This is a genomic window from Neorhizobium fuzhouense (assembly GCF_042611105.1).
Classification (GTDB): Bacteria; Pseudomonadota; Alphaproteobacteria; order Rhizobiales; family Rhizobiaceae; genus Neorhizobium; species Neorhizobium galegae_A.
Map to the genome: position 1 here is coordinate 240026 of NZ_JBHFFP010000003.1, position 21716 is coordinate 261741.

The window sequence follows — 21716 nt, forward strand, 5'->3', positions numbered from 1 at the left end:
ACTGACTAAACGAGAGCGCGCAGGATGAAGGCGGCCATGTCATCCGGGCCTGCAACCTCATCCTGGCTCAGTTTTTTCGAAACGATCTGCGGGTGGCAGAATGCGGTGGCTGCCTGCATGAAGCACTCGGCCGCCAAAAGGCTGTCCTGCGCACGAAATTCGCCTGCAGAAATGCCATCGTCGATGATCGAGCGGATCAGGTCGCGCACGCGCTCCAGATGCTGCTGGATCACCTGCCATTGCTGGTCCATGGCCACCAGCACCATTTCATGAACCTTCTCGTCATCGAGCATGGTTTCGACGGTGATGCGGTGCTGCAGCAGAAGATGGTTCTTCAGGCGCTCTGCCGCCGCCCCGCCGCCTTTGGCATTGGCGGCCAGGATGGCATATTGCTGCTCCAGCATACGCCTCGCGATGGCCTGATGGATCTCGGCCTTGGAGGAGAAGAAGCGATAGATATTGGCGGGCGACATCGACAATTCGCGGGCGATGTCTGCCACGTTCGTCTTCGCATAGCCGTAATGCATGAACAGGCGCGCAGCGGTGTCGAGGATACGCTCGACATTCTCCTTGCGCACATTTTCCTGGGACGGGGCCGACTGATCGCTCATGACACCTTCTGACTAACGACTGACGAATTTATAATTTCGTCAGTCGTATCATGTGCCGCCCTTTTGTCAACGCCCCCCGAAGATTTTTGAATGCCGTGGAACCATTTATGACAAAGCGCGTTTATAAGAGCCGCAAAATGTAGGCGAGGATGGGGGCGCAATGGCCGATGGCCTAAAGGAGCAGCTGGCAACACACGATCACGCGCGGCTGCTGATCAATTCCATTAGCGATTATGCCATCTACATGATCGACCCTCAGGGTCATGTGGCCAGCTGGAACCCGGGCGCCGAGCGCGTTAAAGGCTATGCGGCGTCGGAAATCATCGGTGAGCACTTTTCCCGCTTCTATACGCCGGAAGACCGTGCCAGCGGCGCCCCGGAAAAAGGCCTTGCCGTTGCAACCAGCATCGGACGCTTCGAAAAAGAAGGCTGGCGTGTTCGCAAGGACGGCAGCCGCTTCTGGGCGAATGTGCTGATCGACGCCATTCGGGATGAAGACGGCACGCTGCTCGGATTTGCCAAGATCACCCGCGACATCAGCGAGAAACGCGACACGCAACTGGCGCTCGCCAAAGCGCGCGAAGATCTGTTTCAGGCCCAGAAGGTGGAAGCCATCGGGCAGCTGACGGGTGGCATTGCGCATGATTTCAACAATCTGCTGATGGCCGTGCTCGGCAGCCTGCAGATCCTAGAGAAACGACTGCCCGCCGATCCACAGCTCACGCCGCTTGTGGCCAACGCCATTCGCGGCGCCGAGCGCGGGGCAGCACTGACACAGAGGCTGCTGGCCTTTTCGCGCCGGCAGGAGCTGGATGTCCGGACCATCGATGTGGAAGAGTCGATCGAAGGCATGCTGGAGCTGATGCGTCGGTCACTGGACGCCAACACGGCCATCGAGGCCTCCTATGAGGCCGACCTCCCCTATATTCTCACCGATGCCAACCAGTTCGAAACGGCGCTGATCAACCTCGTCGTCAATGCGCGCGATGCCATGCCGGGCGGCGGCACGATCCGCATTTCCGCCGCGGCTGAACACCTGAGCGAACCCCAGGGAATGCTGGCGAGCGGCACCTACGTGGCCGTTTCGGTGAACGACCGTGGCGAAGGCATGGATGCGCAGACGCTGGAGCGGGCGACAAGCCCCTTCTTCACCACCAAGGGGATCGGCAAGGGCACCGGGCTCGGCCTTTCCATGGTTCAGGGCCTGACGGAGCAATCCGGGGGGCAATTGCGGCTGGAAAGCGAAAAGGGCGTCGGCACCACCGTCACCATGCTGCTTCCAGCGATCGTTCAGAAAGATGCAGTGCACGTGCTGCCGAAGGAAGAGGTAATCCCCATGTTTGACAGCCCGATCCTCGACCGCGCGCTCACCATTCTCGCCGTCGATGACGATGCGCTGGTGCTCATGAACACTACGCTCATGCTGGAAGATCTCGGCCACACCGTGATCGAGGCGTATAATGGAGAAGAGGCGCTGAAGGTCCTCGAAGGTGGCACGATGGTGGACATGGTGATCACCGACCACTCCATGCCGAAGATGACGGGGGCCGAACTTGCGCACCGCATTCGCGTGTCCCAGCCTCGTTTGCCGATCGTGCTCGCAACCGGCTATGCGGAGCTGCCGTCCGGCGAAACCATCCAGCTTCCCCGGCTTCCTAAGCCGTTTTCGCAGCAGCAGCTGAAGGCGTCCATCGCCTCTGCCCTGCAGGCCGGCTGAACCAAGGTCGCCTTCAGGCGTTAGAATAGCACGCAACATCAGGAGGACACCGCATGGTTTTCAAACCACAGACTTTTCATGAACTGGAGCCGACGGTGGAGCGTGAGGTTCCGCCGCAGGCGGCGCTGGAAACCGCCGTTGCCGCAGCCCTTGCGGGCGCCGGCGGCCTTGACGCCACCGATGTCACCGTGACCGTCAAGGGCTCTCAGGCAAATCTTGCGGGACGCGTGCTTCGTCCCGGCGAAGTGACCCGCGCCGAAGAAGTGGCTCTCTCCGTGCCGGGCATCCGGTCGGTCGTCAACAGCATTACGGCCCAGCAGCCTCTCTGACCTTTTCCAGGCTGCCTTCAACGCAAAAAGCCCGGCGCGTGAGCCTCACGCGCCGGGCTTTTCTCATGAATGCCGAGGCTTAGCGCGGCAGGGCATAGGCGATAACATAATCACCGGCCTTGGTGCCGACCGAGCCATGACCACCGGCGACCATCACCACGAACTGGCGACCGTCATCCACCGAATAGGTCATTGGCGTGGACTGGCCACCGGCCGGAAGCCGTGCTTCCCACAGCTGCTCGCCATTGGTGAGGTTGTAGGCCCGCAGGTAGTTGTCGACGGCAGCACCCAGGAAGGCAACGCCGCCCTTGGTGATCATCGGGCCGCCGATGCCCGGAACGCCAAGCTTGAAGGGCAGCGGCAGCGGCGTCATGTCGTAGACGGTGCCGTTCTTCAGCTTGTAGGCGATGTCGCCGGTGCGCAGGTTGGTCCCTGCGACATAACCCCATGGCGGTGCCTGGCAGGGGATCTGCAGCGGGCCGAGGAAGGGTCCCATGCGAACGGCATATGGTGCACCTTCGTTGCGGTTGAGGCCCTGTTCCGACCCCTTCTCGTCCGATCCCTTCGGCGGAACTTCCGAACGCGGAACGAGCTGCGAGGTGAAGGCAAGGTAGGTCGGCATGCCGAACATCACCATGCGCTCCGGATCGACCGCCACGGAACCCCAGTTGAAGGTGCCGAAATTGCCGGGATAGACGATCGTTCCCTGCAGCGAGGGCGGCGTGTACTGGCCTTCGTATTTCAGCTGCTTCAGGCGGATGCGGCACACCAGCTGGTCAAACATGGTGACGCCCCACATGTCGCGGCCCTCCAGCGTACGCGGGCGGAAGTTGAGCGCAGAGATTGGCTGGGTGGGGGAGGTATGATCCTCGGGGATGGCGCCGCCCGGAGCCGGCTTTTCGCTGACATCGATGATCGGCTCGCCCGTGCGGCGGTCCAGCACATAGATGTCACCCTGCTTGGTCGGGCCGATCAGGGCCGGTACCTGCGTGCCATCGGACTTGGTCAGATCCATCAGCACCGGCTGGGCCGGCACGTCCATGTCCCAGAGGTCATGATGCACGGTCTGGCGCACCCAGCGATCGGCACCAGTGTTGATGTCGAGCGCCACGATGGAGGACGAATATTTCTCCACGCTTTCCGAGCGGTTCATGCCGAGTTGGTCAGGCACCTGATTACCGAGCGGAATATAGACCAGCCCGAGAGCCTCGTCATAGCTGAATACGGACCAGCTATTGGGGGAGTTGGTCTTATAGCTCTGGCCTTCCGGCAATGGAGCCGTCTGCGTCGGATTGCCGGAATCCCAGTTCCAAACCAGAGCGCCCGTCTTCACGTCAAAGGCGCGGATGACGCCGGATTGCTCTTGGGTGGAGTAATTGTCGTTGACGGCACCGCCAATGATGATCTTGCCGCCGGCAATGACCGGCGGAGAGGTCGAGTAATAATAACCGGCCGGATTGTAGCGCATGCCGGCCTGCAGACGCAGCGTACCATTGTCGGCAAAGGTCGTGCAGACCTGGCCGTTCTTGGCGTCGAGCGCGATCAGCCGGGCATCGGATGTCGGCAGATAGACGCGCGTGGCGCAGGGAGCATCCGGTGCGGCGGCCGGATCGGCATAATAGGTCACGCCGCGGCAGGTCTGGTGCTGACGATCCGGATTGAGACCGGAATTGCTGTCGAATTTCCAAATCTGCTTGCCGGTTGTCGCGTCGATGGCGATCGCCCAGTTATGCGGCGTGCATACATAGAGCGAATTGCCGACCTTGAGCGGGGTGACCTGATAGGTCGTTTCGCCCACATCCTGCGGCAGCTTGACGTCGCCGGTCTGGAAACGCCAGACTTCCTGCAGTTTGGAGACATTGTCGACATTCACCTGATCCAGCGGCGAGTATCGCTGACCGTAAGGTGTGCGTCCGTACTGATGCCATTCGCCGGGCGGAACGTCGCCTCCCAGATTGGGCGCTGCGGCGACCTGATCCTGTGGCAGGTTGCCGTGGGTGTCCGTCGTATTGACCACCATAGAGATGACCGCGATGACGATGGCAAGTGCTACGGAGGCCCCAAGCGGGCCGGCGCTTGCGCCATAGCTAAAACCGGTCGTCGGGCTCTTGAAGCCCAGAGGCCTGCGGATCCATGGGGTGAGCAACCACATGCCGAGCACGATGATGACACCGCCGCGCGGGCCAAGCTGCCACCAGTCGAAGCCGACTTCCCACAACGACCAGCCGAGCGAGCCGAGAATGATCAGCGAATAAAGCCAAAGCGCTGCAGCGCGCCGCAGGAAAAGCAGGATGGCGGTGAGGAGAAAAGCAATGCCGGTGATGAGGTAATAGACACTACCACCCAGCATCATGAGCTGGGCGCCACCGGCGGCCAGAGCAATCCCGATCAAGGAGAACAGGACCGCTGTGATCGTAACGGACATATTGAAAATCCCAAAATAGTGTGCGGAAGGCCATGGCCACTGGCCATACCCGCGCCGGTAACGGCATCCATCGTCAAAAGGTTCCAGAGCGTGTCTGAAACTTTCCAGTAGGGCGTTCCAATGCGTCCTCAAGAGGAGGAGGTGTACTTTATTCCTCGCCAAGCTCCTGCAGAATCTGATGGCGGGCACGGTTCAGCCGGCTCTTTACGGTGCCGATGGCGCAATCGCAGATCTCGGCGGCAGACTCGTAGCTTTCCCCGAGGATCGCCACGAGCGTCAGAACCTCGCGGTAATGCGGGGGAAGTTTCGCCAGTGCCTGCTGCACTTCGCGGGCCCTTGCCTGGATCTCCTGCGTTGCCTCCATCGGCGAATCGCCGGACACGCATTCCTCAAGCCCCGGCGCCTCACGCCCCAGGATCTTCGCGCGCGTGTAAAATGTGTTGCGCATGATCGTGAAGAGCCAGGATTTCAGCTTCGTGCCGGGCTCGAACTTGTCAAGGTTCCCGAGCGCCTTCATCAGCGTTTCCTGCACCAGATCATCTGCGTCGGACGAATTGCGGCAAAAGGTGCGGGCAAACGCGCGGAGAGCGGGGATGAGTCTGACAATGTCTGCGCGTGCAGGATCGCGACTCAACTGTGATTCGGACACCGTTGCAAACCTCTCCAATAGCGGTGGTGGGATCGAGGTGGCAAACGTCGCGTGTGTCTATTTGGTTCCGCTTGAATATGGCGATCGGCGGTTGTCCTTACCCCTTCCTCGATCCACGGCGTTGCGGAACAAACTCAGGGTGCTTTTCGTTCTTGGGCCAACTTCAAGGAAACCGAAAAGGTGGCACCATGAGCATCGTTGGAACCCGGGTGATTGCAGAGGGCGGCGGTAAGTCCGGCTATACGGTCGAATTCGTCGAGCAGGGCGGCAATGTCGTCTCCGTCAGCCTTCGCGCGCAGACCGCCGATATCAATCGCACCAACGCGATTGCAAAGGCGAAGGAATTCCTCGGCCGCATCGTTGAAAACGATGTCCTGCCGGATGAGATGGTGGATGCGAACAGCGCATCGGTCGATGGCGGCCAGACCCTGCCGCTGGAATCCGACCGCCATAACGGAGAGGATATCGAACAGCAGCTGGACAAGGGGCTTGAAGACACGTTTCCCGCAAGCGATCCGGTCTCGGCCACCATCACCTCCATCCCCGGCCGCACCTGATCCAAATCTGATCGATAAGTCACGCCCGGCGGCCGATCGCGCAGCCGGGCGTCGCTTTGCGTGCGCTGCCCATTGACAAGCAAGCCCATTCCGCGCTTTCCAGTAGTTTAGAGGTTGCTGCCGGACGCCACTGCCGCGCCGCGCAACCGACGCACGCACACAAGGCTCCGCCGAGAGGTCGGGATGACGAGAAATTCGGAAAAAATGACCGGCGGAAAAACAATTCTGGGAAACAAGGTCAGCGGCAAGGTTGCCGATCTCCTCGGCGAGATCGAAAAAGAGCCGGTTCCCGATCGCCTGCTCGACCTGGCGCTTCAGCTGCAGAAGGCGCTGAACGAAAAGATCGACCAACAGGACTGAGCTGAGGCGAGCAAGGCAGCGTCCGGCGCACCGTCGACGCTGCCGTGTGCTTTTAGTCAACCTGCAGCGGCAGGATGTTGTCGATCCGCACCACGCCATCCAGAACTTCCCGCGGACCCTCGGTTGAAAACCGGCCGGAGAGATCCTCTATAACCGTATAAAGCTTTTCGCTCCGAAAGGCGCTTGCCATGCGGGTTGAGTTTCCCTCGGCGGGACTGGCATCGATCTCGGTGAAATCCAGTTCCGCGTCCGTGGCGACCAGCCGTGCGTCGCCGGCCGTCAGTGCCCGCACGACCACTTCCCCCTGCGGTGGGCGATCCATCCACTGCGGATCATCCAATGGGGCGCTCGGCACCAGCCGGTAGATCTTCATCGTCTGCATTTCCAAATCCTCTCAACGTTTGATCAAGGCAGCCATCAAACATCTGCGCCCTGCCATCGTTCCTGAAGGTTGCGACGAGGAAAGGTCGAACAGACGACAACCGCCGCGCGACGCGTCGGTCAGCCGGCAACTGGCGCAATTTTGCGGTGCGATATGGAACATTGTGGTGGGCGGCCGGTTACACCCTTGCGCTTCACGCGCCACGCTATTCCCCAAAACCCGTTGAGGAGACACCGACCATGGCGACCAAGACCCTTGATGATCTGTTTTACGAAACCCTGAAAGACATCTATTACGCCGAGCGCAAGATTTCCAAGGCGCTGCCGAAGATGGCGCGTGGCGCCCAGGATGAAAAGCTGAAGCAGGCTTTCCTGACGCACAAGGAAGAAACCGATGGCCAGATCGAGCGCCTTCAGCAGGTGTTTGAACTGATCGGCAAGCGCGCCCGCGGCAAAACCTGCGCCGCCATCGAAGGCATTCTTGAAGAGGGCGAGGAAATCCTCGAGGAATTCAAGGGCACGCCCGCCCTCGACGCCGGCCTGCTGGCCGCAGCACAGGCTGTCGAACACTATGAAATCAGCCGCTACGGCACGCTGGTCGCCTGGGCAAAGCAGCTCGGCCTTAAGGACGCAGTAACCCTTCTTGAGGAAACGCTTTCGGAGGAAAGCAAGACCGACGCCACCTTGACCACGCTGGCCGGCAGCGCCGTGAACATTGCCGCCAAGAAGGCCGCCTGAGGTCTCGTCTGCGGCTCGCCGGTGCGCGAGCCGCAGGCACTGCCTCAAGTCTAAATAGTGAAAAGCCCGCCAGTCTCTCGGAGTGGCGGGCCTTTTGCTGTCTTGAAATCAAAGAGGCGACATGGCTGGCGAAGGCGTTCAGCGCTCAGAGAGCAGCGCCGGGCTGCTGCGGCATCACCCGCGTCATATCGCCGTTCACCTCCTGTCGGCGGAAAACCGGACGGCGCAGCGTCTCCAGTTCATCCTGCGCGTGGCGCTTGGCAGCGCTCAACGCCAAGCCATAGGACGGATAGGATGCCGACGGTTTTCCATTCAGCATGTAGATCCAGCCGGTGGCGTGGGGAATGATATCGACACATTTTTCCATGGAACGGGCCTCCTCACCCTGGCGTTTAAACCGCAAGGGACACCGAAGGTTCCACGTCTTTTTATAAAAAATTCCCCTCCCGGCGGGTTGCCAGTTGCCACCGCAGCGCACAAAATTCATCGGCGCTGGAACTTTTACGAAAAGTGCGCGTTTCGATGCTCGGGCAAATGGAGACGACGATGGCGGATTCGGAAGAGTGGATCAGAAACCGGGCCTATGCATTGTGGGAGGCTGACGGTTACACCCACGGCAAGGATGCCGAGCATTGGGAACAGGCACGCAGGGAATTTGAAGCGGCAGGCGCATCCGGCAAAAAGGGCGCCAAAGCGAGCGCTGCCAAGACGAATACATCCAAATCGATCGCCGTTGAACCGGCGCCAACCGATCCCGTCATCGATACCGCTCCCGCCAAGGCAAAGCCGAAGGCTGCCGCAAAGGCTGCGGCCGCACCGGCAAAGACGCGCGCGGTGAAGAAGACCGGTCATTAACACCACGTCACCTCTTAGCGCTGCGGCGTGCGAGGTCCGGGTGCCCCTGCCAAAGACGGCGGTACAGTCGCGCACCCTTTGCCATCAATTGCTTCTTTGCGTCGTGAAGGGATTCACGGCGCCGAATTTCCTTTGATCTTTGTTTGGACACGGCATGCAGGCCCAGCCTTCCTCCCTCCGTATTTCCCCCCGCCGATGGAACGTCGCCCATGGCCGGCGCGTTTGCCACCACACAATGACAGGCGCGCGCAGGATTTCGCCATGATGAACGCTCCGATCAGCTTTATAGACCGCCGGGTTCGGCGTGGCCGGGATCGCTTAGCAGAGACGGTCGCGCCAGAGAGGGACAGGCCCCACATGAACGTATTATCGGTAACTTCGGAGCTATTCCCCCTCATCAAGACGGGTGGTCTGGCCGACGTGACCGGCTCGCTTCCCAAGGCCTTGCAGACCTGCGGAATTTCCACATCGACACTCCTTCCGGGCTATCCCGTCGTCATGGACAAGATCAAGGGCGCGGTTCCACTGCTTGCGTTTGACGATCTGCTGGGCGAACAGGCAAGCCTCCTGCATGCGCAGGTGGATGACCTCGACCTTTTCGTCCTGGACGCTCCGGCCCTGTTCAACCGTCCGGGGGGGCCGTACGTCGACGAGGCAGGCAACGATCATCCGGACAACTGGAAGCGGTTTGCTGCCCTGTCGCGCGCAGCCGCCGAAATCGCCAATGGCGCCCTGCCCTCCTGGAAGCCGGATCTGGTTCATACCCATGACTGGCAGGCAGCACTGACCTCCGTCTACATGCGCGAGATGGGCTGCACCCTGCCGGTCGTTCTGACCATTCATAATCTGGCGTTCCAGGGGCAGTACGGCGTCGACCGCCTGCACGCCATCGGCCTGCCTGCCAGCACTTACACGACCCAATGTCTCGAATATTTCGGCGATATCAGCTATATGAAGGGCGGGCTGCAGACGGCAGACGCCATTACGACCGTCAGCCCCACCTATGCCCGCGAAATCTTGACGCCGCGGTTCGGCATGGGGCTGGACGGCGTGCTGAACGAACGCGTGATGGCTCTCCGCGGCATCGTCAACGGCATTGACCTCGATGTCTGGGACCCCGCCACCGACACCTACCTGCCGCGCAATTACGATGGGACCAGCCTCAAGCGCAAGCGCGAGAACCGCGCTGTGCTTCTGGAACGCTTCGGCCTCGACCATGGCGAAGGGCCGGTGTTTTCCGCCGTCACCCGGCTGACCTGGCAGAAGGGCATGGACATGCTCGCCGAAACCGCCGACGAAATCATCCATAATGGCGGCAAGCTGATCGTGTTCGGCAAGGGCGACCATGACATTGAGGCAGCGCTGCTGGCCACCGCTGCCCGTTTCCCCGGACGCATGGCCGTGCATATTGGCTATGATGAGCCCACCGCCCATCTGATCCATGGCGGATCGGACGCGATCGTGCAGCCATCCCGCTTCGAACCCTGCGGCCTCACCCAGCTCTATGCGCTGCGCTACGGCTGCGTGCCGGTGGTGTCGCGAACCGGGGGTCTCTCGGAAACCATCATCGACGCCAATGATGCCGCTGTCTCTGCGCGCGTGGCCACCGGGTTCCAGTTTCACCCGGTCAACACCGATGGCCTGAGGCTGGCGCTCCGCCGCGCGCTCGACACCTATTCCGACACGCGCAGCTGGGCACGCCTGCAGAACCAGGGCATGAAGACCCGCTTCTCCTGGGAACGCAGCGCGGAAAAATATGCCGCGATCTATGCGAACCTCGTCGGCAACCGCACGGATGGCGGTCTTCGCCGCCTGGGCGCCTGAGACAAAAGCCGGTCGCTTCTGTCGCGTGACCGCCCGATGATTTCCTCCCCGGCTGTCATGCTGTGGTATTGCTGATCAAGAAAGGCCCGCAGCCCATGCTTGAGGGCCTTTTTTCATGCCGCCTCAGCGGCGAGCATGCTCCGTCTCACTTCACAGTTCACAAATCCCCTTTGCGATTTACTTTGCCGACTGCCCAACACAAAAAGGCCGGCAAACGAGCTGCCGGCCTTCCCATGTCGTAAAATCGTTTAGGCCTTAGCCGCGGCGGAACACCGCAAGGCTGCGCCCTTCAAGCTCGAAATCCTCATCCTGATCGATTTCCTGGCCACGGATAGCCGGATCGGCGGTTGTCAGCTCGAGGATCCAGCGGCCCTTGTTGAGCGGCGGGATCTTGAACGGCACTGTGCCTTCGAACGGGTTGAACAGCATCAGCACGTCCGACCAGATGCCCGGCTGGCCTTCCAGGTCGCGGCGGCCGAGATGCAGGCCAAGCGTCGTGCCTTCCAGCCATTGCTCCGGCTGCTGGTAGCCGCCGCCGGCGTTGAACCAGTTCACCTCCATGCCATCGCGCCAGTTTTCGCGACGGAACAACGGCTGCTTCTGGCGAAGGGCAATGACGTGGCGCGTGAAGTTGCGCAGAGCCTCATTGGTTTCCGGCAGGCCTTCCCACTGGACCCAGGAGATCTCGCTGTCCTGGCAGTAGCCATTGTTGTTGCCCATCTGGCTGCGGCCGAATTCATCGCCGGCCAGCAGCATCGGCGTCCCGTGCGACAGGAACAGGGTCGCAAGGAAGTTGCGCTTCTGGCGTTCGCGCACCGCATTGATGCCCTCGTCTTCCGTCGGACCTTCCGCACCATAGTTGTAGCTGCGGTTGTCGTTGTGGCCGTCGTTATTGTCCTCGCCGTTATCGTCGTTGTGCTTCTCGTTGTAGGACACCATGTCGTTCAGCGTGAAACCGTCATGGGCAGCGAGGAAGTTGACGCTCGACCAGGGGCGACGGCCGCGCAGGTCATAGATATCGCCGGAGCCGAGCAGGCGGGCGGCAAAATCCGGTGCCGTGTTCTGGTCGCCCTTCCAGTATTCGCGGGTGGTGTCGCGATACTTGTCGTTCCATTCCGCCCAACCGGGCGGGAAACCGCCAACCTGGTAACCGCCAGGGCCGATATCCCAGGGCTCGCCGATGAGCTTGACCTTGGAGAGGGTCGGGCACTGGGTAATGGCGTCAAAGAAGCCGCCGCGCTCGTCAAATCCTTCCGGCTCGCGACCGAGAATGGTCCCGAGATCGAAGCGGAACCCGTCGACATGCATGTGATCGACCCAGTAGCGCAGCGAATCCATCACCATCTGCAGCACGCGGGGATGCGAGGTGTTCACCGTGTTTCCGGTGCCGGTGTCGTTGATGTAATAACGGTGATTGTCCGGCAGCGTGCGGTAATAGGAAAAGTTGTCGATGCCCTTGAAGGAGAGCGTCGGCCCCAGCTCGTTGCCCTCGGCAGTGTGGTTATAGACCACGTCGAGGATCACCTCGATGCCGGCGTCATGGTAGGCGCGCACCATATCGCGAAAACCCTGGAGGCCGCGCGGACCATAGTAGCGCGAGGCGGGCGCGAAGAAGCCGATCGTGTTGTAGCCCCAGAAATTATGCAGCCCCTTGTCGAGAAGGTGCTGGTCGTCCGGGAACTCGTGCACCGGCATCAGTTCGACGGAGGTGATGCCAAGGCTCTTGATGTAGTCCACCGTTGCCTTGTGGCCCATGCCTTCAAACGTGCCGCGCAGGTTTTCCGGGATGGCCGGGTTGAGCTTGGTGAAGCCCTTGACGTGGGTTTCATAGACGACGGTTGCGGGCCAGGAAATATTCGGGCGGTTGTCGCTGCTCCAGTCGAAGGCAAAGGGATCGATGACCCGGCACTTCGGCGTATAAGGGGCGCTGTCGCGCTCGTCGAAGGTAAGGTCCTTGTCTTCATGCAGCAGATCATAGGCGAAATGCGCATCGTTCCAGTCGAAATTGCCGACCAGTTCGCGAGCATAAGGATCGATCAGCAGCTTGTTGGGATTGAAGCGATGGCCGTTTTCCGGATCGAACGGGCCATGGACGCGGTACCCATAGAGCTGGCCGGGCTTTACGCCGGGAAGATAGCCATGCCAGATCTCGTTGGTATATTCGGGAAGCGTGATGCGCGCGATTTCGCTCTTGCCGCTCGGATCGAACAGGCAAAGCTCAATGCGTTCCGCATGCGCGGAGAAAATGGCAAAGTTCGTGCCATTGCCGTCATAGGTCGCGCCGAGTTCCAACCAGGAACCCGCTTCCACTTTAAAATCGGTCGTTGTGATATCCATGTCCGCACCTTCTGTCGCTGTGCGCAAACAAAGCGCCACGGACCATTTCGTTCCCGCATTGCGGCAAGATCGACGCTTTAATCAAAGTTAGCGCGGAGGAGCGCCTCCGGTCGCCGGAATATCGCCGCCGCTGCCGCTCTGCGGCGTCGGATCGCGGTCGGTGGGCGCCGTGTTGCCGTCCAGCCGATTTTCGACGGGTGGCGATGTGTCGGAAGGCGCGTTCTTCTTCTCATCGTCGGCAGGACCGCAGGAAGACAGTGTGGCAATCAAAGCGGCGCATCCGGCCATAAACAGCGTTCTCATGAATGAGCCCTCTTCTTGTCGCCCCTCCGTCAACCGTGGTGACCTCGGTAGCGATTAAAAATTTCTCGTCCTGCCAGTAACCTTTTGCGCCTTTCGATGTTCCTCCCATCCGACAAACCAGTTCGCCGTGACCGGCTAGAGGAGAAGGACAATGATGAACCCGCAGTCTGCAGAAGAGATGGAAGGCCGCCTCAATGCCCACCGTGAGCTGATGATCGATTTCATTGCAGCTTTGCTCGCCGGCGATCAGAGCCTGCAGCGGTTCACGCGACGGCTGTCGGAGGATGCAAGTTTCAAGGATCATGAGGAGGATCCCGGCGTCGTTCCGGGGGAAGGCATCGCCATTGCCAACAAGGCTGCCGACGAGATCCGTTCCATTCTCGAAGCCGCCCGTGCGCGCGCAGGAGCCGAGGACCGCATGGCGTAAAAATGTGCCTCGGGCGCGCGCCGGCGTCATGGTTGTGACACGATCGCAACACATTCTTAACACCTGTGGCAATCGTGTGGAACCAGATGAAGGCAAGCCCGTTCTGGAGGCACAACCCCTCAGGAGAGACGTCATGCCGCGTGAATGGCTGGAAGCTGCAAGTCTCGTGCTTGCCATCGCAACATGCTACATGCTGATCGTGCCGGTCTGAGCGGCCCGATCCTGGCAGCACGATCGACCGTGCGCGGGCCCTCTCAACGGGTGTTGGCGCGCGCGGCAAAATACGCGGCCAGATCCTCCACATCCTTGTCCGTCAGATCATTGGCGGCGCGTGCCATCAGATGGTGAAACGCCGTGCCGCCGCGATGGCCCTCGCGAAACAGCCTTAGCTGGCGTGCCAGATAAGGCGCGCTCTGGCCGGACAGGGTGGGATAGACCGGATTGCCATCCGCCTTCTCGTGACAGCTGAGACAGGCGGGAATGCGATCCTCGGGCCGGCCTGTGCGCGCAAGCTTTTCCCCATCCTCGACGTTGCCGCCATTTGGATTTGCCTCTTCCGCCGAAAGAGTGTTGCGCGGCATCTCGGCATAGTGGGCCGAAAGCGCCGCCACCTGATCGGAGTTGAGCCCGTTGACGGCGGTCTGCATGACGCCGCTTGCGCGCTCTCCCTTGAGATAGGCCATGAGGCTTTTCCGCAGATAGTCAGGCGATTGCCCGGCAAGGCTCGGGATGAGACTTCTGCCGTTCAGCCGGTCCTCGTCATGGCAGGACTGACAGCCGAGCTTTGCCGTTCCCCCTTCAGAAGACGCCGCAAGACCCGCAAGACGTTGATACTCGGCGGCGTCCATGTTCGGCATCCTGCGCAGGAAGGCCACCATCGACCAGACCTCATCTGGGCGGTGCTCCGCCGGCCAGGCAGGCATGCCGGTAAAGCGCACGCCCTTGTCGACGATGTGAAACAGTTCCGCATCCGTCCAGGTGGGGATGCGGGGCTTCAGATCCGGAGGAACCGGCAGCATGCCGAAGACAACCGACGAGCGTTCGCGCGCGGGCGATCCATGGCACATCGCACAGCCGGCTTCATAATGCCCGGCCGCAAGTTTGAGCATTTCGGGATTGTCGAAGGGCGGAACCTCGGTAGAAAGCGAAGCGGTGCGCACAGAACTTTGCATCGACCAGTGGAGGAACCAGTCGGTGATCGCCCAGTGGCCGCTTCTTGCCCCGATATTGATGAGACCTGACCAGGCCACGAGCAGCGCAAGGACGGGCGCGATGATGACGGCTGCGATCAGATATTTCCAGCGGATGTACATCAGCCCTCCTTTATCCCGGTCGTTTGCGGCGCATTCAGCGTGCGCGCCAGAAGCGCGACACCGCCGGCGAGATAGACGGCCGCGCCGACCATCAGCATCACGACCCCGCCGACCTGCTGGTCCTCTCCCGCCGAGAGCGTCGTGCCGAAACAGGTGACGAGGCCGTCGCCGTAGAGCGGGCGCGGCGACAGCGCCAGAAGCGCGCCGAGAAGCGTCATGTGCATGGTGGTGAAGAGAAGACCCAGCGTGCCGCCGAGCCGGCGCTCGTCGCGTGCCTCACCCGATCCCCCAAAACAGGAGAGCCAGAGGATGAGGCCGGCCGTGAGGAAACACGCCTGCTCCAGCATGCGAAAGACGGCAGAACTTTCCGACAGAGCCCGAAGCGCCGGCAGGTGCCAGCCCCAGACGACGATCAGCTCGATGAGCGACGCCGTGAGCGGCGTAAGCATGCGGCTTGTCGCAACGCGATCATAGCGCGAGCCGGAGATGGAAAGAGCCAGAAGCGGGGCAGCGCCCGCAACCACGGCCATATGGGTGATCATGTGGACCGAAAAAGAGGCGGCGTTTTCGAAGATGAGCAGCGCCCAGGCGGCGCACAGCACCAGCAGGCCGGCGAGGAACATCACGCGTTTCGTCGTGGTGGTCATGTCTGGCACTCCGCCAGGATGATCAGCGGAATTGCAGTGTAGATGACGGCGACGAAGCTGAGACCGGATAACAGCAGCGTCGCAAAACCCTGGAACAGGCGCCGATCATGTGCGGTTGGCGCATCATGAGGGGCATCCTGGGAGCCAAAGCCCCATTGTCGCCAGGCGAGGTAACCGGCAAGCACGATGAAGGCGAGCGCAAACAGCGTGAAGGCGACGAGGCCCCAGCGGAAATGGTTGAAGCTGAGGCCGTAGATACCGGGCTTGGCGCAGTAGATCGCCATCACGACATAGCTGACGACAAAATGCAGCGCCCAGACGGTGGGCGCGGTAAACAGGGTCCAGAGCGTTTCGACTTCGCGGGGGATGACGCTTTTCATGAAACCCTCATCTCAGGCTCGGGAAGAGGCCGATGGTGGCAAAGGTGCCGACCGCCGTTGCCAGCATGAAGTGCCAATAGAGCACGACATTGCGCAGGTCCTGGTCATAGGTGCCGGTGAGGCGCCCGGCAAAACTGCGCGCCAGGCAATAGGCCTGCATGATGACGGCAACCGCCGCATGCGCCGCCGTCCAGACCACGAGAACCCAGACGACCGCCGGATAGACGTGCCGCGTCGGCTCCATGGCATGCGTATACGGCCCGAGGAACCCGGCAGCCGTTCCACCGACGGTGAGCAGGATGGCGAGAACCAGAAGCAGCCGTGTGCCGACCGTCCGGTCGCGATCATTGACCGACCGTGCCGCCATCATCGCCAGCCACGCGGCGATGAAGAGGGCGGCGGCCACCAGCGGCCACATCATGCCGGGACCGGCGGCCCCAGCGGTGAAATCGTCGTGAATGGTCCAGTAGAAGAAATAGCCGAAGATGAGGCTTGCAAAGGCTGTGCCGTCTCCGACCATGGTGATGAACATCGCCCACCAGCCGACGGAGGCCGGACCCGAGACATAGAGCGGAAAGCTCTGTCCCATGCCGGCGTTCCGATTTTCCGTCTCGGGGATTTGCGCCGTTCCCGTCCACAGCCAGTAGAGGATGGAGACCAGCGTGCCGATGGCGCAGAGGATGGTGATCCACCACCACTCATAGGTCAGCGAAATGAACACGCCGCCCAGCATGAAGGCGGCAACCATCGTGACACGCGACGATCCGCCGACCCGCAGCACCTGCAGCGGCTTGCCATCGAGAACGGAGGTGACCAGCGTTTCGCGGTGGCCGGTCTCTGCGTCCGGCAGGTAGAAGCGCCCCTCGGCAATATGCTGGCGCAGGTCCGGCTGGTCCCACAGCGGATAGCGGCTGCTGACGGCGGGAATGGAGCGGTACCCCCAGGTTTCGTCCTTCTCGTTCAGCCATTCCATTGTCCCGGCATTCCACGGGTTGACCGGCGAGGCCGGCACATTGCGCTTGGGCCGCAGCACATCGAGGACGACCAGAGCAAAGCCCGCGGCAAAAACGAAGGCGCCAATTGTCGAGATGAGGTTGAACCAGTCCCACCCCATCTCCTCCGGATAGGTGTAGACGCGGCGCGGCATGCCGCGAAGGCCCGCAAAATGCATCGGGAAGAAGGCGACGTTAAAACCGATGAACATCAGCCAGAAGGCGATCTTGCCGAGGCGATCGGACAGTTTCTTGCCCGAGAAGAACGGGTAGAAATAATAGATGCCGGCCGTTACCGGAAACAGCATGCCGCCGATCAGCACGTAATGCAGATGGGCGACGATGAAATAGGTGTCATGCGCCTGCCAGTCGAAGGGCACCAGCGCCACCATCACGCCCGTCAGACCGCCGATGATGAAGATCGCAAGGCCGCCGGCGCCAAACAGCATCGGCGTCGAAAAAATCACCCGGCCGGCAAGCATGGTGGCGATAAAGACGAAGATCTGCACACCGGTCGGAATGACGACTGCTTCGGAGGCGGCCGAAAAGAAGGCAAGCGAGATCTGCGGCAGGCCCGTGGTGAACATGTGATGCACCCAGAGCCCGAAACTGAGAAAGCCGGTGCCCACCGCAGCCAGCACGATCCAGGAATAGCCGACGATCGGGCGCTGCGAAAAGGTCGGCACGATCATCGCCATCAGCGCAATCGCCGGCAGGAAGATGATGTAGACCTCGGGATGCCCGAAAATCCAGAACAGGTGCTGCCACAAGAGCGGGTCGCCGCCGCGGGCGGAATCGAAGAACGGCCAGTCGAACATGCGCTGCATTTCAAACAGCAGGTCGCCGGCAATGAGCGGCGGAAAGGCAAACAGGATCATGCCGGCCACCACCAGCAGATACCAGGCAAAGAGCGGCATCATGTTGACGCGCATGCCCGGCGCCCGGCATTTCATGATGCCGACAATGAGTTCGACGGCGGCAGCGATCGAGGCCACTTCGATGAAGGACAGGCCAAGCAGCCAGATATCGGCACCGATGCCCGACTGTTCCTTGTCGGTGGCGAGCGGCGGATACATGAACCAGCCGCTATTGGGCGCCGCATTGAAGAAGATCGAGCCGCAGACGAAGACACCGCCGATGGCAAAGCTCCAGTAGCCGAAGGCCGAAAGGCGTGGAAACGGCAGTTCGCGCGAGCCGAGCATCGAGGGCAGGATGAAGATCGCCACGGCCTCAAAGATCGGCACGGCAAACAGGAACATCATCACCGTGCCATGCAGGGTGAAGGCCTGGTTGAAGAATTCCGCCGAGACGAGATCATTGTTCGGCACAGCGAGCTGCAGGCGGATCAGAAGCGCCAGCAGGCCGGCAAACAGCATGAACACGAAAGCCGTGCAGCCATACCACAGGCCGATCTGGCTGTTGTTGACCGAGGTCCAGTAACGCCAGCCCGACGGCGTGCGCCAGACGTCCCGCAGGCGCTTTTCCTGCGCGGCGCGCTCCTCTTCGGTCAGCAGCGGTCCCAGTTCGACGGTCATTCCAGTCCTTTCAGGTAGAGGGCAATCGCTGACACATCGGCCGCGGGCAGCATGGTAAAGCCTGGCATGCGCACGCCGGGCTTGATGGCATCGGGATATTGAATGAAGCGGGCAAGGTTTTCCGGCGTATTGGGCAAGGTCCCGGCGGCGACCGTCGGCCGGCTTCCAAATGCCGTGAGGTCCGGCCCGAGCGCGCCGTCTGCCGGCGTGCCGGAAATGGCATGGCAGGAGCCACAGCCATGGCGCAGAAAGAGATTGAGCCCCCGCGGCTGGCCGCTCACGACAGGCTCGACGCTTACGACCGGAACCTCCCGGTGCCGCGCTGCCAGCCAGTCCTCAAACGCTTGAGGCTCCAGCGCCTGCACCGAAAAGGCCATGAGCGCATGGGCGGTGCCGCAGAATTCGGCGCAAACGCCGCGATAGGTGCCGGGCCGTGTCGCTTCCAGTTGCAGAGCATTGGTGCGGCCGGGAATGGCATCCATCTTGCCGCCAATCGAGGGGATCCAGAACGAATGGATGACGTCCTTGGCCTTCAGAAGGAAAAGCACCCGCTCGCCGACGGGCATGTGAACCTCGTTCGCCGTCTCGCGGACCACGGCACCGGTGCTGTCGAGATAGCGCACCCGCCACCAGTATTGCTCGGCCGTTACTTCGATCCGCCGCAGCCCCTCGCCTTCACCGCCGAACCACGGACGCATGGCCGGCATCAACCAGACCGCATAGGCGAGCAGAAAGGCCAGCACGACCACCGGAAAGGCCACCCCGCCGAAGAAGATCACCCGGCTTGCGCCCCTCTCGGACATCGGCTTTTTCTTCAGGCGGCTCGCATAGATGACGGCGCCGACGACGATCAACCAGATCACGCCGCCGCCGGCGACCATGGCCCAGAACAGCGTCGCGACGGCCTCGGCCTCCGAGCCGGCGGGGTCGAGCGCCGACTGGACGCCCGTGCAGGAAGTAAGGCCAAGGCCCGATAAAAAGACGGCGAGTGGGAGCCGACAGTTAACTGGAGATCGTATTGGCCGGCTCCTGCCGGTCAAGCGGTCATCACACATCCATGCCCCTGCGGCTGATCGTCAGTGAAATTGCCGCATCCCGGCAATGGCGAACAGGGCGGCAACAGCGGGCATTCGAATTTGTTCCAACCAGCGTTCGATTTTTTTCTGCGGAACCATCCGCAGCGCGTGCCGGTTTATCTGGCACCACAGGCCAATCAGGGCCTGAACGACATGCAAGGCACTTCGTCTCCCCAGGGGCCACCTCGAACCCGGTTCATCGGGAGCGATACACCGGAGGAAGTGAAATGCACAATGTCATCGCCAAACTGAGGGGGCTGATCGGCCTTCGCCCGTCAAAGCCCCTGCGTCCTGCTGAACGCGCACCCGACGCATTCCATGTCGTGATGCCGGACAGCGTTGAAATGCCCCTTCCAAGGGCTCCTCGGGAGGAAATGCGTGTGCCCGCCTCTATCAATGGGCGCGACCTCTCGACCGGTCGTCTCTGAGACGGCCGCCATCGACTGAACGCGCCGTCTCTGACGGTTCGAACTAAACGAAAGGACTTACAATCATGACAGATATCAAATCCGCTCGCATCCTGATCCTCGCCACCGATGGCTACGAGCGCTCCGAGCTTCGGGTTCCGCTCGAAGAGCTGCGCAAGCAGGGCGCCGACGTGAAGATCGCGTCGCTCGAAGCCCGCGACATCAAGAGCTGGGACGAGAAGGACTGGGGCGACAGCGTGCCGGTCGATCTTGTCGTCACCGATGTGAAGGCTGAAGACTATCACGCCCTGGTCATTCCGGGCGGGCAGATCAACCCGGATATCCTGCGCGCAAACGCCGATGCAGTTCGTGTCGTGCGTGACTTCGTCAAGAGCGGCAAGACGGTTGCTGCCATCTGCCACGGCCCGTGGCTGCTGGTGGAAGCCGACGCCCTTCGCGGCCGCAAGGCAACCTCCTTTGCCTCCATCCGCACCGACGTGAAGAATGCCGGCGCCTCCTGGGAAGACAAGGAAGTCGTGGTCGACAAGGGCATCATCACCTCGCGTTCGCCGAAGGATCTGCAGGCATTCGTTGCCAAGATCGTCGAGGAAATCGGCGAAGGCATTCACAATCGCCGCGCGGCTTGAGACCACACGCCTCAACCGAAAACTGGCCGCTCCTTCACCGGGGCGGCCTTTCTGCGTTCGGGATCTATCTGCATGAGAAACAATGGCCGGACGAGGCCTTATATCTGCTGTGAGGGTTCAACGATGGCGGCGTTCTTCAGGAAGGAGAGCATCCGCTGTTCGTCGCTCCTGAGGCCTGACAGCTGCGCATCGGCGCGCACAGGATTTTCCACCAGCGCATCAAGCGGACTGGCGTCTTCGGCAAGCTCCAGGATGAGCGGGTGGATATAGCTGTTGCGGCACACGGTGGGCGTGTTCTGCAGCTCTTCGGAGGCAGCCGTCGTCAGGAGCTTGACCTTGATCCGCTCGCCAGCCTGATGGGCCCGGCGCGCCGCACTGAAGGCTGCAACGCTGCCGCCCCAGGTGCGAAACGTCTTGGCGGAAATCGGCAGGCCGGAGACCTCGGCCAGATAGGCGTTCAGACGGCCCGAATCCACTGCATGCGGTAGCCCGTCCTCGTCGGGAAACGAAAACAGCTGGCGGCCCGGCAGATCGGCGATCTCTTCGAAGATGCGCTGAAGGCGGGGTTGGCGAATGGTGTGGCGCACGCGCTTGCCGCCCTTGGCAGTGAACTGCAGCACCACGGCATCATCCATCAGCTTCATGTGCCGCTTCAACAGGGTGGTTGCGCCATAAGTCTTGTTTTCCTTGGCATAGGCCCGGTTTCCCACGCGAAGATGCGTGGCATCCAGAAGAGCGACCAGCGCCGCAATGACGGCTTCCGGATGATCGAGGCCGATCCCGAGATCCTTCTGCACACGGCGGCGGATGCGGGGCAGCGCCTCGCCGAAGCGGATCAGCTGATCGTATTTCAGCTCGCTGCGGAACAGCTGCCACTCGGCGTGATAGCGATATTGCTTGCGCCCGCGTGCGTCGTAGCCGGTTGCCTGCAGATGGCCGCGCGGATCAAGGCAGATCCAGACATTCTCATAGGCCGGCGGCAGGCCGAGCGACTGAATGCGCTGCTTTTCCGGCCCGGCACAGACAAGTGTTCCGTCCGGCATCCGATAGCAGAAGCCGCGGCCCTTGCGCAACCGGCGGATACCGGGGACGGTATCGTTGACATAGGTGAGGCCGATGGTGGCAAGCGCCTCGATGGCCTCATCGGCGGAGGGAGCGGTGACGGTCATATCCATAGCCGCCAAACGCTGAAGACTTGCGTTCGTT

Annotated in this window: 24 protein-coding genes; 10 read left to right on the top strand and 14 right to left on the bottom strand. The window is 61.5% G+C overall.

Features of this window, described 5'->3' with window-relative positions:
* Window positions 1–5: 5 nt before the first annotated feature.
* Complete coding sequence (locus ACEXP3_RS08025; RefSeq protein WP_377296764.1) at window positions 6–611, bottom strand: TetR/AcrR family transcriptional regulator; 606 nt, start codon at window positions 609–611, stop codon at window positions 6–8.
* Between the two features lie 160 nt (window positions 612–771).
* Here ACEXP3_RS08025 and ACEXP3_RS08030 point away from each other — a divergent pair, with 160 nt between their 5' ends.
* Window positions 772–2328, top strand: coding sequence for a PAS domain-containing hybrid sensor histidine kinase/response regulator family protein (locus ACEXP3_RS08030; RefSeq protein ID WP_377296765.1), 1557 nt, complete (start codon window positions 772–774; stop codon window positions 2326–2328).
* 53 nt (window positions 2329–2381) lie between these two features.
* Window positions 2382–2657, top strand: a complete 276-nt coding sequence (locus ACEXP3_RS08035) for a BON domain-containing protein (protein ID WP_377296766.1) — start codon at window positions 2382–2384, stop codon at window positions 2655–2657.
* A gap of 79 nt (window positions 2658–2736) precedes the next feature.
* Here the strand turns inward: ACEXP3_RS08035 and ACEXP3_RS08040 are convergent, their stop codons facing one another.
* Together ACEXP3_RS08040 and ACEXP3_RS08045 are read right to left on the bottom strand one after the other, a co-directional pair.
* A complete protein-coding gene (locus ACEXP3_RS08040; protein WP_377296767.1) occupies window positions 2737–5082 on the bottom strand; it encodes a glucose/quinate/shikimate family membrane-bound PQQ-dependent dehydrogenase in 2346 nt (781 codons plus the stop codon).
* Between the two features lie 148 nt (window positions 5083–5230).
* Window positions 5231–5731 (bottom strand): sigma-70 family RNA polymerase sigma factor, encoded by a 501-nt coding sequence (locus ACEXP3_RS08045; RefSeq protein ID WP_210105433.1) that lies wholly within the window; start codon window positions 5729–5731, stop codon window positions 5231–5233.
* A 188-nt stretch (window positions 5732–5919) separates the two neighbouring features.
* Between ACEXP3_RS08045 and ACEXP3_RS08050 the strand changes: the two genes are divergently transcribed.
* The gene (locus ACEXP3_RS08050) at window positions 5920–6288 is read left to right on the top strand and encodes a hypothetical protein (protein WP_377296768.1); all 369 of its coding nucleotides are present in this window, start codon (window positions 5920–5922) and stop codon (window positions 6286–6288) included.
* A gap of 183 nt (window positions 6289–6471) precedes the next feature.
* On the top strand, window positions 6472–6648 hold the full coding sequence (locus ACEXP3_RS08055; RefSeq protein WP_210105676.1) for a hypothetical protein: 177 nt from the start codon (window positions 6472–6474) through the stop codon (window positions 6646–6648).
* 52 nt (window positions 6649–6700) lie between these two features.
* On the opposite strand, the gene ACEXP3_RS08060 is transcribed toward ACEXP3_RS08055, so the two are convergent.
* Entirely contained in the window at window positions 6701–7030 is a 330-nt protein-coding gene (locus ACEXP3_RS08060; RefSeq protein ID WP_377296770.1) for a hypothetical protein, read from the bottom strand.
* A gap of 239 nt (window positions 7031–7269) precedes the next feature.
* Here ACEXP3_RS08060 and ACEXP3_RS08065 point away from each other — a divergent pair, with 239 nt between their 5' ends.
* Window positions 7270–7767: a YciE/YciF ferroxidase family protein gene (locus tag ACEXP3_RS08065; protein ID WP_377296771.1), complete on the top strand. Its 498-nt coding sequence runs from the start codon at window positions 7270–7272 to the stop codon at window positions 7765–7767.
* A gap of 145 nt (window positions 7768–7912) precedes the next feature.
* On the opposite strand, the gene ACEXP3_RS08070 is transcribed toward ACEXP3_RS08065, so the two are convergent.
* The gene (locus tag ACEXP3_RS08070) at window positions 7913–8134 is read right to left on the bottom strand and encodes a hypothetical protein (protein WP_377296772.1); all 222 of its coding nucleotides are present in this window, start codon (window positions 8132–8134) and stop codon (window positions 7913–7915) included.
* A 179-nt stretch (window positions 8135–8313) separates the two neighbouring features.
* Here ACEXP3_RS08070 and ACEXP3_RS08075 point away from each other — a divergent pair, with 179 nt between their 5' ends.
* Both ACEXP3_RS08075 and glgA read left to right on the top strand, forming a co-directional pair.
* A complete protein-coding gene (locus ACEXP3_RS08075) occupies window positions 8314–8622 on the top strand; it encodes a DUF2934 domain-containing protein (protein WP_377296773.1) in 309 nt (102 codons plus the stop codon).
* Window positions 8623–8979: 357 nt separating this feature from the next.
* Window positions 8980–10446 (top strand): glycogen synthase GlgA, encoded by a 1467-nt coding sequence (gene glgA, locus ACEXP3_RS08080; RefSeq protein ID WP_377296774.1) that lies wholly within the window; start codon window positions 8980–8982, stop codon window positions 10444–10446.
* A 255-nt stretch (window positions 10447–10701) separates the two neighbouring features.
* Here the strand turns inward: glgA and glgX are convergent, their stop codons facing one another.
* Window positions 10702–12783, bottom strand: a complete 2082-nt coding sequence (gene glgX, locus ACEXP3_RS08085) for a glycogen debranching protein GlgX (protein WP_210105426.1) — start codon at window positions 12781–12783, stop codon at window positions 10702–10704.
* A gap of 87 nt (window positions 12784–12870) precedes the next feature.
* A complete protein-coding gene (locus ACEXP3_RS08090; RefSeq protein WP_377296775.1) occupies window positions 12871–13086 on the bottom strand; it encodes a hypothetical protein in 216 nt (71 codons plus the stop codon).
* A gap of 151 nt (window positions 13087–13237) precedes the next feature.
* Between ACEXP3_RS08090 and ACEXP3_RS08095 the strand changes: the two genes are divergently transcribed.
* Window positions 13238–13513 (top strand): hypothetical protein, encoded by a 276-nt coding sequence (locus tag ACEXP3_RS08095; RefSeq protein WP_377296776.1) that lies wholly within the window; start codon window positions 13238–13240, stop codon window positions 13511–13513.
* A gap of 76 nt (window positions 13514–13589) precedes the next feature.
* Window positions 13590–13724: a hypothetical protein gene (locus ACEXP3_RS08100; protein WP_281067734.1), complete on the top strand. Its 135-nt coding sequence runs from the start codon at window positions 13590–13592 to the stop codon at window positions 13722–13724.
* Window positions 13725–13767: 43 nt separating this feature from the next.
* On the opposite strand, the gene ACEXP3_RS08105 is transcribed toward ACEXP3_RS08100, so the two are convergent.
* From ACEXP3_RS08105 to ACEXP3_RS08130, 6 genes are read right to left on the bottom strand one after another with little or no spacing between them, the layout of a single operon-like run.
* The gene (locus tag ACEXP3_RS08105) at window positions 13768–14826 is read right to left on the bottom strand and encodes a c-type cytochrome (RefSeq protein ID WP_377296777.1); all 1059 of its coding nucleotides are present in this window, start codon (window positions 14824–14826) and stop codon (window positions 13768–13770) included.
* Window positions 14826–15473, bottom strand: coding sequence for a cytochrome c oxidase assembly protein (locus ACEXP3_RS08110; protein ID WP_377296778.1), 648 nt, complete (start codon window positions 15471–15473; stop codon window positions 14826–14828). Before ACEXP3_RS08110 ends, ACEXP3_RS08105 begins: the two co-directional genes overlap by 1 nt.
* Window positions 15470–15853: a hypothetical protein gene (locus ACEXP3_RS08115; protein WP_377296779.1), complete on the bottom strand. Its 384-nt coding sequence runs from the start codon at window positions 15851–15853 to the stop codon at window positions 15470–15472. The genes ACEXP3_RS08110 and ACEXP3_RS08115 overlap by 4 nt, the downstream gene beginning before the upstream one ends.
* A 7-nt stretch (window positions 15854–15860) precedes the next feature.
* A complete protein-coding gene (gene ctaD / locus ACEXP3_RS08120) occupies window positions 15861–18380 on the bottom strand; it encodes a cytochrome c oxidase subunit I (protein ID WP_377296780.1) in 2520 nt (839 codons plus the stop codon).
* The gene (coxB, locus tag ACEXP3_RS08125; protein WP_377296781.1) at window positions 18377–19435 is read right to left on the bottom strand and encodes a cytochrome c oxidase subunit II; all 1059 of its coding nucleotides are present in this window, start codon (window positions 19433–19435) and stop codon (window positions 18377–18379) included. The genes ctaD and coxB overlap by 4 nt, the downstream gene beginning before the upstream one ends.
* Window positions 19436–19456: 21 nt before the next feature.
* Window positions 19457–19615, bottom strand: a complete 159-nt coding sequence (locus ACEXP3_RS08130; RefSeq protein WP_377296782.1) for a hypothetical protein — start codon at window positions 19613–19615, stop codon at window positions 19457–19459.
* A gap of 334 nt (window positions 19616–19949) precedes the next feature.
* Here ACEXP3_RS08130 and ACEXP3_RS08135 point away from each other — a divergent pair, with 334 nt between their 5' ends.
* Entirely contained in the window at window positions 19950–20510 is a 561-nt protein-coding gene (locus tag ACEXP3_RS08135; protein ID WP_210105418.1) for a type 1 glutamine amidotransferase domain-containing protein, read from the top strand.
* A gap of 98 nt (window positions 20511–20608) precedes the next feature.
* On the opposite strand, the gene ACEXP3_RS08140 is transcribed toward ACEXP3_RS08135, so the two are convergent.
* Window positions 20609–21679, bottom strand: a complete 1071-nt coding sequence (locus ACEXP3_RS08140) for a DNA topoisomerase IB (RefSeq protein ID WP_377296783.1) — start codon at window positions 21677–21679, stop codon at window positions 20609–20611.
* Window positions 21680–21716 lie beyond the last annotated feature (37 nt).

What these genes read in the sequence shown, in the direction of transcription:
- ACEXP3_RS08140 (WP_377296783.1), bottom strand. Translation starts at nt 21,679, where the DNA reads ATGACCGTCACCGCTCCCTCCGCCGATGAGGCCATCGAGGCGCTTGCC.
- glgX (WP_210105426.1), bottom strand. Translation starts at nt 12,783, where the DNA reads ATGGATATCACAACGACCGATTTTAAAGTGGAAGCGGGTTCCTGGTTG.
- ACEXP3_RS08060 (WP_377296770.1), bottom strand. Translation starts at nt 7,030, where the DNA reads ATGCAGACGATGAAGATCTACCGGCTGGTGCCGAGCGCCCCATTGGAT.
- ACEXP3_RS08115 (WP_377296779.1), bottom strand. Translation starts at nt 15,853, where the DNA reads ATGAAAAGCGTCATCCCCCGCGAAGTCGAAACGCTCTGGACCCTGTTT.
- ACEXP3_RS08035 (WP_377296766.1), top strand. Translation starts at nt 2,382, where the DNA reads ATGGTTTTCAAACCACAGACTTTTCATGAACTGGAGCCGACGGTGGAG.
- ACEXP3_RS08025 (WP_377296764.1), bottom strand. Translation starts at nt 611, where the DNA reads ATGAGCGATCAGTCGGCCCCGTCCCAGGAAAATGTGCGCAAGGAGAAT.
- ACEXP3_RS08075 (WP_377296773.1), top strand. Translation starts at nt 8,314, where the DNA reads ATGGCGGATTCGGAAGAGTGGATCAGAAACCGGGCCTATGCATTGTGG.
- ACEXP3_RS08040 (WP_377296767.1), bottom strand. Translation starts at nt 5,082, where the DNA reads ATGTCCGTTACGATCACAGCGGTCCTGTTCTCCTTGATCGGGATTGCT.
- ACEXP3_RS08030 (WP_377296765.1), top strand. Translation starts at nt 772, where the DNA reads ATGGCCGATGGCCTAAAGGAGCAGCTGGCAACACACGATCACGCGCGG.
- glgA (WP_377296774.1), top strand. Translation starts at nt 8,980, where the DNA reads ATGAACGTATTATCGGTAACTTCGGAGCTATTCCCCCTCATCAAGACG.
- ACEXP3_RS08065 (WP_377296771.1), top strand. Translation starts at nt 7,270, where the DNA reads ATGGCGACCAAGACCCTTGATGATCTGTTTTACGAAACCCTGAAAGAC.
- ACEXP3_RS08105 (WP_377296777.1), bottom strand. Translation starts at nt 14,826, where the DNA reads ATGTACATCCGCTGGAAATATCTGATCGCAGCCGTCATCATCGCGCCC.
- ACEXP3_RS08050 (WP_377296768.1), top strand. Translation starts at nt 5,920, where the DNA reads ATGAGCATCGTTGGAACCCGGGTGATTGCAGAGGGCGGCGGTAAGTCC.
- ACEXP3_RS08090 (WP_377296775.1), bottom strand. Translation starts at nt 13,086, where the DNA reads ATGAGAACGCTGTTTATGGCCGGATGCGCCGCTTTGATTGCCACACTG.
- ACEXP3_RS08095 (WP_377296776.1), top strand. Translation starts at nt 13,238, where the DNA reads ATGATGAACCCGCAGTCTGCAGAAGAGATGGAAGGCCGCCTCAATGCC.
- ACEXP3_RS08070 (WP_377296772.1), bottom strand. Translation starts at nt 8,134, where the DNA reads ATGGAAAAATGTGTCGATATCATTCCCCACGCCACCGGCTGGATCTAC.
- ctaD (WP_377296780.1), bottom strand. Translation starts at nt 18,380, where the DNA reads ATGACCGTCGAACTGGGACCGCTGCTGACCGAAGAGGAGCGCGCCGCG.
- ACEXP3_RS08110 (WP_377296778.1), bottom strand. Translation starts at nt 15,473, where the DNA reads ATGACCACCACGACGAAACGCGTGATGTTCCTCGCCGGCCTGCTGGTG.
- ACEXP3_RS08055 (WP_210105676.1), top strand. Translation starts at nt 6,472, where the DNA reads ATGACGAGAAATTCGGAAAAAATGACCGGCGGAAAAACAATTCTGGGA.
- coxB (WP_377296781.1), bottom strand. Translation starts at nt 19,435, where the DNA reads ATGTGTGATGACCGCTTGACCGGCAGGAGCCGGCCAATACGATCTCCA.
- ACEXP3_RS08135 (WP_210105418.1), top strand. Translation starts at nt 19,950, where the DNA reads ATGACAGATATCAAATCCGCTCGCATCCTGATCCTCGCCACCGATGGC.